The sequence below is a fragment of the Candidatus Culexmicrobium sp. genome, from assembly GCF_058356305.1.
Genome location: NZ_JBTVBB010000022.1, coordinates 21496 through 32589 on the forward strand (window position 1 = coordinate 21496; position 11094 = coordinate 32589).

14 protein-coding genes are annotated in these 11094 nt (G+C 34.3%); 6 read left to right on the forward strand and 8 right to left on the reverse strand.

Annotated elements, in window-relative coordinates; all coding sequences use genetic code 11:
* Positions 1 to 13 precede the first annotated feature (13 nt).
* The 3 genes from ACW8TM_RS07025 to ACW8TM_RS07035 are packed head-to-tail and all read left to right on the forward strand — an operon-like array spanning position 14 to position 3246.
* Complete coding sequence (locus tag ACW8TM_RS07025) at positions 14 to 1531, forward strand: type II/IV secretion system ATPase subunit (RefSeq protein WP_491532576.1); 1518 nt, start codon at positions 14 to 16, stop codon at positions 1529 to 1531.
* Positions 1521 to 2402, forward strand: coding sequence for a type II secretion system F family protein (locus tag ACW8TM_RS07030; protein ID WP_491532577.1), 882 nt, complete (start codon positions 1521 to 1523; stop codon positions 2400 to 2402). Before ACW8TM_RS07025 ends, ACW8TM_RS07030 begins: the two co-directional genes overlap by 11 nt.
* A gap of 1 nt (position 2403) precedes the next feature.
* Positions 2404 to 3246, forward strand: coding sequence for a type II secretion system F family protein (locus tag ACW8TM_RS07035; RefSeq protein ID WP_491532578.1), 843 nt, complete (start codon positions 2404 to 2406; stop codon positions 3244 to 3246).
* Here the strand turns inward: ACW8TM_RS07035 and ACW8TM_RS07040 are convergent.
* The 4 genes from ACW8TM_RS07040 to ACW8TM_RS07055 all read right to left on the reverse strand — a co-directional run bounded on the left by ACW8TM_RS07040 (position 3243) and on the right by ACW8TM_RS07055 (position 5644).
* Complete coding sequence (locus tag ACW8TM_RS07040; RefSeq protein ID WP_491532579.1) at positions 3243 to 4238, reverse strand: TackOD1 domain-containing metal-binding protein; 996 nt, start codon at positions 4236 to 4238, stop codon at positions 3243 to 3245. The two genes, ACW8TM_RS07035 and ACW8TM_RS07040, sit on opposite strands and share 4 nt — an antisense overlap.
* A 76-nt stretch (positions 4239 to 4314) precedes the next feature.
* Complete coding sequence (locus tag ACW8TM_RS07045; RefSeq protein ID WP_491532580.1) at positions 4315 to 4815, reverse strand: GIY-YIG nuclease family protein; 501 nt, start codon at positions 4813 to 4815, stop codon at positions 4315 to 4317.
* A gap of 180 nt (positions 4816 to 4995) precedes the next feature.
* Complete coding sequence (locus tag ACW8TM_RS07050; protein WP_491532581.1) at positions 4996 to 5220, reverse strand: hypothetical protein; 225 nt, start codon at positions 5218 to 5220, stop codon at positions 4996 to 4998.
* Positions 5221 to 5410: 190 nt separating this feature from the next.
* Entirely contained in the window at positions 5411 to 5644 is a 234-nt protein-coding gene (locus ACW8TM_RS07055) for a TRAM domain-containing protein (protein WP_491532582.1), read from the reverse strand.
* A 138-nt stretch (positions 5645 to 5782) separates the two neighbouring features.
* On the opposite strand from ACW8TM_RS07055, the gene ACW8TM_RS07060 reads away from it, so the two are divergent.
* Together ACW8TM_RS07060 and ACW8TM_RS07065 are read left to right on the forward strand one after the other, a co-directional pair.
* A complete protein-coding gene (locus ACW8TM_RS07060; RefSeq protein WP_491532583.1) occupies positions 5783 to 6091 on the forward strand; it encodes a hypothetical protein in 309 nt (102 codons plus the stop codon).
* A gap of 3 nt (positions 6092 to 6094) precedes the next feature.
* Complete coding sequence (locus ACW8TM_RS07065; RefSeq protein WP_491532584.1) at positions 6095 to 6508, forward strand: DUF2286 domain-containing protein; 414 nt, start codon at positions 6095 to 6097, stop codon at positions 6506 to 6508.
* Position 6509: 1 nt separating this feature from the next.
* Here the strand turns inward: ACW8TM_RS07065 and ACW8TM_RS07070 are convergent, their stop codons facing one another.
* Together ACW8TM_RS07070 and ACW8TM_RS07075 are read right to left on the reverse strand one after the other, a co-directional pair.
* On the reverse strand, positions 6510 to 6884 hold the full coding sequence (locus tag ACW8TM_RS07070; RefSeq protein ID WP_491532585.1) for a hypothetical protein: 375 nt from the start codon (positions 6882 to 6884) through the stop codon (positions 6510 to 6512).
* 51 nt (positions 6885 to 6935) lie between these two features.
* On the reverse strand, positions 6936 to 7826 hold the full coding sequence (locus ACW8TM_RS07075; RefSeq protein ID WP_491532586.1) for a DUF483 domain-containing protein: 891 nt from the start codon (positions 7824 to 7826) through the stop codon (positions 6936 to 6938).
* Positions 7827 to 7914: 88 nt separating this feature from the next.
* On the opposite strand from ACW8TM_RS07075, the gene ACW8TM_RS07080 reads away from it, so the two are divergent.
* Complete coding sequence (locus ACW8TM_RS07080) at positions 7915 to 8292, forward strand: TIGR04086 family membrane protein (protein WP_491532587.1); 378 nt, start codon at positions 7915 to 7917, stop codon at positions 8290 to 8292.
* Position 8293: 1 nt separating this feature from the next.
* On the opposite strand, the gene ACW8TM_RS07085 is transcribed toward ACW8TM_RS07080, so the two are convergent.
* Together ACW8TM_RS07085 and ACW8TM_RS07090 are read right to left on the reverse strand one after the other, a co-directional pair.
* Positions 8294 to 10915, reverse strand: coding sequence for a DNA-directed DNA polymerase I (locus ACW8TM_RS07085; RefSeq protein ID WP_491532588.1), 2622 nt, complete (start codon positions 10913 to 10915; stop codon positions 8294 to 8296).
* A partial coding sequence (locus tag ACW8TM_RS07090) for a hypothetical protein (RefSeq protein WP_491532589.1) occupies positions 10912 to 11094 on the reverse strand: 183 nt, incomplete at its 5' end. The genes ACW8TM_RS07090 and ACW8TM_RS07085, both read right to left, overlap by 4 nt.

Below are 11094 nucleotides of genomic sequence, written 5' to 3' on the forward strand. Positions count from 1 at the left end.
TGAGGAAAGAAAATTGAATGAAGCAAATAAAAAACACTCCCCCCACGCATATATAAAAATTTACGCTGTAAACCCACCTCACGCCTATGTTGGAATATATATTGACCCACTAACAAATCAATATAGATATGATGTAATAGAACCACAACTGTTTAGAGAAGAAGAAAAAATACTGGAACAACTAAAAGAAATCCTACTAGACGAACTAGACATCAAATTAGAGGAACTTGGAAATGAAAAAGATGCTGAAAAATATTTGAAAATGAAAATTTTAGAAACAATAAAAAAATACAAAATCAGAGTAATAGAAGAAACATTAATCAAAATAATGTACTATATAGTCAGAGACTTCATAGGATATGGAAAAATTGATGTAATGATGAGAGATTCACTAATTGAAGACATAAGCTGTGATGGTCCAGGACTACCAGTATTTGTATGGCATAGAGAATATGAATCAATACCAACAAATGTAGTATTCGAAAGTGCAGAAGAATTAGACGCCTTTGTAATTAGACTATCATATAGAGCGGGTAAACATGTCTCCGTTGCTCAACCCATTATTGATGGAGCGTTGCCAGATGGAAGCAGAGTACAGGTAACCTATGGCAGAGAAGTATCATTAAAAGGATCATCATTCACCATAAGAAAATTCAGAAAAGATCCATTAACCATTATAGACCTAATAAAATACAACACACTTTCAATTGATATGGCAGCATATTTTTGGTTTGCCATAGAAAATAGAGCATCAATACTAATAGCAGGAGGAGTTGCAGCAGGAAAAACCACTCTGCTAAATGCGTTATCACTATTCATACCACCTGAATTCAAAATAATAAGCATTGAAGAAACCCCAGAAATAAATCTTCCCCACAAAAATTGGCTTCAAATGGTAACTAGACCAAGCTTTGGAGCGAGAGAGACATCAGTATCACTCTTTGACCTACTAAAAGCAGCAGTAAGACAAAGACCAGACTATATAATTGTAGGAGAAATAAGAGGAAGCGAAGCCTATACATTATTCCAAGCAATAGCTACGGGGCACCTAAGCCTTTCAACAATACATGCAGATTCAGTGGAATCAGTTATTAGAAGATTAGAATCAGAACCAATGAATATACCGAGAAACCTGATAACAGCCATGGACATTATAACAATTCAAGGGAAGTTAAGGCTAAACAACAAACCCGTAAGAAGGACATTATTAGTATCAGAAATAGTGGGGCTAGATAGAAATAAGGAAATATTAACAAATGATATATACAAATGGAATCCAAGAGATGATGCCTTCCAGTACATGGGTAGAAGCTACTTAATAGAGAAAATAATGAAAACAAAAGTCTACACTAGAGAATACATAGAAGAAGAACTAAAAAGAAGAAGGATAATTCTAGAATGGATGGTAAAATCAAATATAAGAAAATATACTGATGTAGCAGATATTGTAAGATCATACTACACAGACCCTGAAAGACTATTTAGAAGAGCGTTAATCCAATTAAGGCGGGGTACTTCACTTGAAATTTGAAACAATTTATACACTGGCCTTCAAAATTCTAGGCGATAAGATAGACCCACTACTTCCACACCTAGAAGACTTAAGAAGAACATTAAAGAGTGCGCATATAAAAATAAATTTCAAAGCATATGTAAGCAGTATGATTCTACTATCAATCCTAACCTTCACTCTAAGTGAACCAATAGCATTCATTTTAATCTATGAGTTTCTAATAAAAGATCTTCTAAAATCAATGTTAATGAGTATAGGACTATCTATAACAATTGGATTATCAGTTTTCTGGGCGCTATACCTGTATCCATCTTATGTGATGGGAAATAGAAAAAGAGCAATAGACAGTTCAATGCCATATACAGTCAGCTATATGGCAGTATTAGCAATGGCCCAACTACCACCTGCAGACATATTTAGATCATTAGCAAGAGTAAACACACCACCAGAAGTATCAGATGAAGCAAAGGAAATCGTTAAAGACATAGAACTATTCGGATACGATATATTATCAGCACTAGAAATAGCTGCAGAAAGAACACCATCAACTTACTTCGCCGAAGTATTAAGAGGAATAGCAACAATCACAAGAATTGGAGGAGACCTAAAAAGATACTTACTAGAAGAAGCTAAGAGATTTATTGCAATAAGAAGAACAATAATTAGAAAAATAAATAGCACATTACTATCAATCGCAGAGATATACATAATGGCATCAATGGTCATGCCAATGGTAATAGTAATACTCTCAACAATCATGGCCTTCCTAGGAGGAAACATATGGGGAATAAATGCTAAACTCATAGTACTCCTAATAACTTACATATTTATTCCAGTAATTTTCATATCATTCTTAATAATTGTAGACGCATACATACCGGAGGATTAAAATGAGAAAAATAGCGAAAAAAGAAAAAGTAGTAATAACAGGAATCTCAATATTCATAGGCTTCATGACAATAGTAGTAGCATTTATAAGATATGGACATGACCCAATAACAAGAGATAATTTAATTTTTAGTGGCCTAATAGTTTCATTTACATTTCCAGCAGTAGCTGATTACATGGAATATAGGTGGAGAAAATCAGTAGAAGAAAGATTCTCAGATTTCCTCAGAGAAATGGCTGAAAGACTAAGAAGTGGAATGCCCTTCTATAAAGCACTAGAAGCTGCCGCAGAAAGAAATTATGGACCATTAACACCAGAATTAAAAAAATTAGTCCATCAAATATCATGGGGCCAACCACCAGAAAAAGCATTCAACTCATTTGCTCAGAGAATAGGAACACCACTAGCAACAAGAGTAAGTATACTACTATTAGAAGTAGGAAGAATGGGGACAGAAACAGCAAGAGTATTAAACACGATAAGTGAATTCCTAAGGTCACTACAAATAATGGAGAGAGAAAGAATAGCTGAACTAAGAGTACACATGTTAACTATATATTCATCCTTTATAGCATTCATGATAATTTCAATAATATTAATTACAAGCTTCTTTTACCCACTATATATAAGCACATCAATCTATGGAGGCCCAATACAACCATTACTAACACCAATAGAAGCAAGACAAATACTGTTACACATGCTATCTATAGAAGCAATTACTGGAGGATTAATGGCCGGAAAAATATCTGAAAAAAGAATCTCAGCAGGATTTAAACATGCAATAATACTACTCACAGTAAGCTTAATACTATTCAACTACATCGTAAAACTTCCAACTTAAACATTAAAATTAATACTTAAAATAACATTCTTCAATTTAACTTCAGCTTCAAAAGCATCTTTAGCCTCAATTAAGATTATACCGTAAATCTCAATTAACTTCTTAGCTTCATCGGAAGCCTTAGGGATTGCAATTAAAATAGTCTTAAAGGGACGAGTATCATAAGATTTAGTGAAAACAGCAGCAACATGTCTCTCATCAATCTCATCACTAGAAACTATTATATCAACCGCAATTATCTTCTCTTCAGAATTAACAGATTTAATCAACACTAAATCAAAAGAATGAGTAACACCAGTAGCACCCATCAACTTCATATTAATATGAACTTCAAATCCTAACTCCTCAGCCATCCCTTTCAACTTTAAAAGGTAGTCAACCTTACCCTCCAAACTCTTAACAACCTCATCAGACAAAACATAAACAAAAACATCCTCACACATAGCATCCTTAAAGGTGAAATGAAAACCACATTCAACACATTCATGCTCAATAGAAGGAGCATCAAATGTCCGTTCACAAGACCTACACTCACACCACACACCGACAACCCTATAATCTTGACCAAGAGTGATTAATTCACCATTACATCCAGGACAAACAAGCGTATCATCCCTCTTAAAGTTCTCCTCATTGTCTAAGGTACCACATCTAAAATGTTCTAAAATCCGATGCTTAACAATACTCTTACTACCACAATAAGGACACAAATATCGAGTCATAAGACATGGAGAAGAACACGAAGGACATAAGATAACCTTATCGAAAAAAGACCTCTTTAAAAGCCCATTATCAACATATAAATCCAATATAACCTTAGAATCCTTAGGAGGAATCTTAAAGAAGTCTTCAACAGGCTTATATCGATAACCTTCAAGTGGATCATAAACTGGAACAATTTTATTGATACCACTGCTGAGTATGTCAGCTAAAAAGTCATAAGCCATTTTTAGCCATACACTTGAATTTCTAGGCATTACAGTACTCTCCAATTTAACTTCACTTCACCTTAAGGTAATAACATATATAAAAAGTTTAATGATAAAAAATTACCATATTAAAAAGAAATTAATAATAATTCATTTCAAAAAATAAAACTTTATGATTAATATTCAAAGAATAGTAAGCATCACTTATTAGTGATAAAACTTTATTAAAATTTTTTGATAAATAGAAATGTAGATGCCCAATACATTTATTAGAAGTACAATCTGTTGCACCAAACTTATAAAAAGTAACTACATTATTACAGCTAGATAACAAGCTTGAAATCTCACACTCCATCCTCTCAACACTAGAAGCTGCAACAACAGCCAAGATATCAAGGCTTAAATTAGAGGTTATATAATCAACATGCCACTTCAACTTCTTATACTTGGACAAGTGTCTTCTTATACGAAAATATAGAGCATACCTAGATGGACCCAATGCAGAACCAGTATATGAATAAAAACCAGCAGGAAAATCTAAAACCCCCAATCCTCCAATTCTTAACCTCACCTGATCATTCATCCTCATTAGAAGAGTATATGTTCCGCAACCAAGCTCCTTCAATTTTTCAATCTCCAACTTACATTGTCACCATCAAAAATAAATGTCAATTAACTAATAAAATATTGGCTATGAAGAAGAACTCGGGTTCAGAGGAAAGATGAAGAAATAGAAGAACTGAGCCAAACAGCGCAGCAATGATATAGGGACAAAGCTCTGATAAATGAAGATGCCGCTACGGAATGAGCTGCGCTGTTACTATCTAACTCTCTCTTTAGGTTCAGTCCATAAAAGCTGTGTTTTAGCATTCTTAATAATTTCATAAACTTGCTCCCAAGTTAAACCATACTTTCTACCCAATTCATCCATCGATATAGTGTAATGAGCCCATTCATAAACAATCATATGTTTAATATCATCTGAGATGCCGGAAATATCAACCTTCTCTCGCTCTCTAGTCCTTCTGACTCTTCTTCTACTCATATCAATCATAGAAGCATGATTAAGAAGAGATAAATATGTATTTCGCTTATTCCTAAAATGATGAAATGCCCAAAATGTGGAAGCAAAATGAAAAAGAAGTATCGGAGAAAAGGTAAAGCAAAGATTATTTTTTACAGCTCTTGTTTAAAATGCGGATTTTCATTCAAATAATCTAATTAGACTACCATAATCATCCTTCAATTACTTCTCCAGTAGCAAAGCTAGGCTTGACTGAAGTAATTTTAATCTTAACCTTATTTCCAGGCTTAGTATTTGGTATAAAGATAACGTAACCCTGGATTCGCGCAACACCTTCACCACGTTTACTTAAGCCTTCAATCTCAACATCAACCTCATCGCCTACAGAAACAGGTTTAGGTAAAAGATAACTTGGCTTAATTCTCCTTCTCTTCTTCTCAGCCATAAATTAACCTCCCAACATATGCCTCCACTCTATCACAAATGTATTTAAGGATTTCGAAAAAATCAATAGTAAAAAACCCCATAATCCTTAAATAATACTAAAGAGGGGAGTTAATCGCAATAAGAGGGGTATTAAGAAATGGTTAAAGCCATATCTATAATAATGGTAACAGCTGATTGGGAAAAAGCCAGTGGATACATTAAGAAGGCATGTAAAAAAGTAGCAGAAGAATTAGGACTTGAATTAGAGGAGAAAAAAGAGGACTATGAATTTCTAGAAAAATATGGAATAAAAAATGAATTTGGAGGACTCGACATACCGCAAGTATTCATAAAGTATGAAAATAATGAAATAAAATACGTAATGTCACGAGTCCCATTAACAGACAAGGGAAAACCTGACATAAATAAAGCAATAGAAATAATTAAGAGGGCAATTGGAGGATAACGCTTGAACACAAGTATAGTTATAAAATCAAAGAGAGGAAGAGCAGAGGTAATAGAAGAAATTAAAGGAGAATTTAACGAAGCAGTAAAAAAGGCAGCGAGAAAGGCTCTAGAATTATGGAATCTAACTAAATCCGACTTCATAATTATCAAGGATAAATATCCAGTAGAAGTAAAACTTCCAATAACCCCCCAAGAATATGAAGAATACTCAAAGTACAATATTAGAAGAAGTGGACCTGACGTAGCATCATTTGAACTGCCCATATACGTAATTTCATATGACAATGAATGGATTGGAAACGACTATAAGGATTATGAAGTATTTGTTATAGCTCCATTTGTAAATAGAGAGATAACTAATGAACTAGTAAAATGGGCAGCTGAAATGACAATAATAGAATCAGAAGAAGAATAAACTATCGACCAAAAATCCACCATCGCCTCTTCTTACCCTTAGCAGCTCTAGCCTTCTTTCTAGCTTCTTTAGCAGCTCTCTCCTTCTCCTTCTCTATTTCAACTAGTTCTTCAATCCTTTTAATCAGCTCTTCAACAGCACTTCTATCATGAAATAAAGCTACTATTTCATCGACAATTGGACTTTCAATATATGCTTTAACAAAGGGCATGATATAGACTATTGAGAGTTCAGCTCCAATCCAAGAAAGCGGCTTAAATGTCTCTAGAAACATTATCGCAGGGGTTTCAAGTCCACGCTTAACAATTTCCTTGGCTATTTTGTCAATCAATTCTTGTTTACGTTCAGGGGAGAGCTCAAATACTTGAGGAAACATCCAATTCACCTTACATTATAACTTATATCTCGAAGCATTTATTTCTTATCACTACATATATGAGAGAAGCCTTTTGACTTTAGAATCCATATCTCTTCTACGACTAGCAATAATATCAGGATAATTCTCAGCAATTCTTACATTCTCATTTAAACATTCCAGATAAACTTTCTCGAAGCCAGGTATGACATTAGCAATTTTATCGTAGATTTTTTTCCCAATTTCACTTGCCTTTAAACATTGAGGTGAACACGGAAGAAAGCTATTGGAAAAATATGTAAAAACATTAGGCTTTCCACCTGTTTTCTTCAACTCCTTAATCTGTTGAGAAGCTCTACCTTCCACATAGACACCAGTACTCCTCTCATCAGCATAACGTTTAATACAACACTCCGGATAACCTAAAACCTCACCTAACTGAGTTACATAAGAGGCTGATAATTCCTCGGGATAAACAATTAGTGATGGGGGTAAATTAACAGGTCTAATTTGATATATAGCTCTTCTAATTTCCCGTCTAATTGAGAACAACTTCTTTAAAGTTTTTCCAATCTTCTTATCTCTATAGATGTATAGCTCATAAATACTAGGCCTCACCTCTTCAACCATCATTCTTAACTTTAATTTCTTAACCCACCATTCATGAGCCTTAAACTCCTCAGACTTAAGAACAAGTTCTTTAAACAGCTTTCTCATCTTACTTCTCAACCTTAAAATTAATTCACCCCTCAACTGTAAATCCCTAGTACTTAAGATTAATGCTAAATCCTTAGCACATTTCTCATCTATTTGTCTTCCAAATTGAGAGCCACTTGGAAGCTCAACAGGAATAGTGATAAGAGAGCAAGGCCTAATGCCAAAATATACTGGAAGAAAGTCCTCCACTTTAACTTTGTTAAGAATCCTACTTTCCTTAACAAAATCTTTAAGCAAAGATTCCATTAAACCACCTTCAAAACACTTAATACACATATCCAAATAAGTATTTACCGTTATTAAGGTTGTAACCCGAACTGAAAGAGGAATAGAAATGAAAGGCAGAATGCCTGTATTTGAAGAATATCTGGCAGGATCCATGCTTGCAAATGCACCAGCATGGATAGTAATAGCAATTTTATCCTATATCTATGAAATAATGGCTCTACCAGACATCATATTACAAGTAGCAATACCATTAACATATGCTTTAGGAGGAGTTATAGGATCATACCTCGTAGCAAGAAGGGCATATAGAGACCATGAGAGAATAGGAATTGAAGTTGCCTTCGCTGCATTTCTAATAAATCTAATCTTCACTGCCCTATTATTTGGAGGATTAACATTACCATTAATGGTAATGTCGCTTTCAGGACTTGTTATAGGAGGGATAATAGGGGGAAGATATGCACATAAAAAATGGAAAGAATAATCTACTTTCTTCTCAAAAATGAATCTAAACTAGTAAAGCCAATAATTTCATCAAAATTGACACCTATAGCCTCTAAAACTTGCCTAAAAGTCGTCTCCATATGTCCAATATATTTATTTACGTCTATCTCATCAATTCTAGCTAACTGAACAGGTTTAACACCTAGCTCTCCTTTAACTTTAACATAAGATATTATGTCTCCAGCCCCCAATTTCCGCCCAAACTTCTCCAATAATTGAGCTGCTTTAACATGTTGAGGAGTAGTCTTAACATAATGACTTAATGGCCTAGAAAGCTTAACTCTAAAAGCTAATTCATCTAATGAAAGCTTCTTCTCTCTAAGCTTCCTATAGCAATTCTGTGCGATTAATCTAATCTTCTCCTTAGCCTTTTCGAAATCCTCTAAAGATTTAACTTCACTCAAAACATTAACGATATTTATAAATGCAGATTTAAGAAACTCAGGTGTATTTCTCTTCTTACCAACCAAGCCTTTAATGTCGACAGAGCCATCATTAAAAACACCCAAATAATTTTTCTTCAAACCTGAAAAAGTCACATACCTATAAACTTTGTCAACATCCAAGTCAATTCTAAACTCCTCCTTAGCCCATTCCATGAGCAATTTAATTTGATTTGATGATGGATTATGGAGAAAAATGCTATCAGTATCACCATAAATCACATCAACACCAATCTCCTTAGCCTTCTCAATAGCCCTAGAAATAACATATCTTCCCAATGCAGTAGTACTTTCAGCAACAGGGGGACAGTAAAGTGGAAAAACTTCATTACCCATAACACCATAACTAGCATTCAATATAACCTTCAAACCCTGCTGAACAACTGAATACCAACTTCTAACAGGATGGCTGAGACTCTTATCCTTAGATCTAGGCTTAAACCAGTACACTCTAATGTGTCTAAGCATACCTATCAAACTTGAAGTTAAACCATGCTTTTTAGTGCAAACCCAGTGAGGTAAGCCGGGAACCTTATTAGACCTACATTCTTTATGAGGACAATTAATAGTTTCATAAGATAAATTCCATCTATAAAGAACAGAAGGATACAGGCTTGCAAAGTCCAGCACAGTTACATTAAAGTAGACTCCGGCTTTAGGCTCAATTACAATTGCACCTAAATATTTCTTACCCTTAATTAAAGCTCTAGTAACAGCTTTACCCTTAACAGCAAGAATATCTTCACGCTCAGGTATAAGGTAATTTCTTTTTCTATGCTCATAATAAAGCATATTTTTAATCCAACCAGAAACACTTTGCCTAGTGACATCTTCCATTGAAAGCTTAGAAATCCTCATCAAAAGAATTATTAGCTTCATAACTAAATCATCATCAAAAGTAGTTAATGACAATGTAATATATGCATCCCTAAAACAATAAGCAGCTAACTCATAATAAGTGAGCTCAGCAATCAATCTTTCAAGAGGTAATTTACTAACACCAAGTAATGCAGAAGCAATCGCATCTAAAGTGGCATCCTTATACTTATTACCAAACGCATAAATTTGAATTGAACGATTAGCAAAAAACCTATATAAATCAATATGCACACCCTTCAAAACATGAGTAGACTGTCTACCCAGCAGGATTGGAATATCCTTAGAAGGAATTCCAATATTTAAAGCCCTCTGCTTCAAATATCTTAAATCAAACTTATCACCATTAAAAGTTAAAATCACCGGATATGCTTGGAGAAGCTTAAAACTCTTAATAATCATTTCCTTCTCACTATCAAAGAAAACTAACTCTACATCATCAGGTAAAGATTCCGGTTTAACACCATATTCAAATCCCTCACGCCTCAATAAGAAAACCCTCTTTAAACCATCAGATGAAGCAAAGGCAATACAAATAATAGGATAAGTAGCCTCAGACGGTTCAGGAATCTTATCTGGCTCGGGAGAAAAAACTTCAATGTCAACTGCCAATCTAGGAATATTAGGAGCAGGACAAAGAAATAGAGGAAGCCACTCATCTAAAATTTGTATAACCTCATCAGGTTCATCCTTAAAGAACATTAAAACACTTTTCCTAACATCTTCAGGAACATTAAATGGAACATACTCTAAATCACCATCCCTAACCCTATAAAAAAGACCAGGAACAAGCTGTCTATCGTAGATATAGCAATTATGATATCGAATTCTAGCCTCCCATGCCTTAGGCAACAACTCTCTAATACTTCTACGTCCACCGCCAATAGACAATGGATCTTCAGCAACAATCTTAGACATCTTTATGATCTTATCACTTAGTGGATCATATTTTTCCACAACTTCAACTCTAGAAAAACCTGGATGTGTTACAACAAGATGTTTCTTAATCTTATCAGGACTTAAGTCTGAAAGACAATAGGGCTTGTGGCCGGAATTATCATACCATAAATAAACTTTATTTTTTTCAGGATCATACAGCTTACATAAAGCCTTCTTCTTAGACCCATCATAGGAAACAGAAATTAAAATACAAGGACCAGTATTTATTGGTTGTTCAACATCTATAAGAATTGTTTCAAAAACCTCTACCTCCTCACCTTCAAGATTAGAACGACTGGACGCTTTACCTACAAATTCACTAAAATTGTTAGACCTATACTTCATAACCGCTTCCACCATTTCTCAATCAATCTATTTCTTCTAGTAGCCTTCTTATACATTTTATAGTGTAACTCACATAAGTACACTCTCCTACCTTTATTATCAATGTTTAAATTAAGCTTAGATAGAACATCAAGAGCTTTGACAGTAGAAATAGACTTAACAGCCCTATTCTCACAACC

Bases quoted from the DNA above. Each gene is read 5' to 3' on its own strand.
- ACW8TM_RS07035 (WP_491532578.1), top strand. From the start codon at position 2,404: ATGAGAAAAATAGCGAAAAAAGAAAAAGTAGTAATAACAGGAATCTCA.
- ACW8TM_RS07050 (WP_491532581.1), bottom strand. From the start codon at position 5,220: ATGAGTAGAAGAAGAGTCAGAAGGACTAGAGAGCGAGAGAAGGTTGAT.
- ACW8TM_RS07055 (WP_491532582.1), bottom strand. From the start codon at position 5,644: ATGGCTGAGAAGAAGAGAAGGAGAATTAAGCCAAGTTATCTTTTACCT.
- ACW8TM_RS07060 (WP_491532583.1), top strand. From the start codon at position 5,783: ATGGTTAAAGCCATATCTATAATAATGGTAACAGCTGATTGGGAAAAA.
- ACW8TM_RS07070 (WP_491532585.1), bottom strand. From the start codon at position 6,884: ATGTTTCCTCAAGTATTTGAGCTCTCCCCTGAACGTAAACAAGAATTG.
- ACW8TM_RS07075 (WP_491532586.1), bottom strand. From the start codon at position 7,826: ATGGAATCTTTGCTTAAAGATTTTGTTAAGGAAAGTAGGATTCTTAAC.
- ACW8TM_RS07080 (WP_491532587.1), top strand. From the start codon at position 7,915: ATGAAAGGCAGAATGCCTGTATTTGAAGAATATCTGGCAGGATCCATG.
- ACW8TM_RS07085 (WP_491532588.1), bottom strand. From the start codon at position 10,915: ATGAAGTATAGGTCTAACAATTTTAGTGAATTTGTAGGTAAAGCGTCC.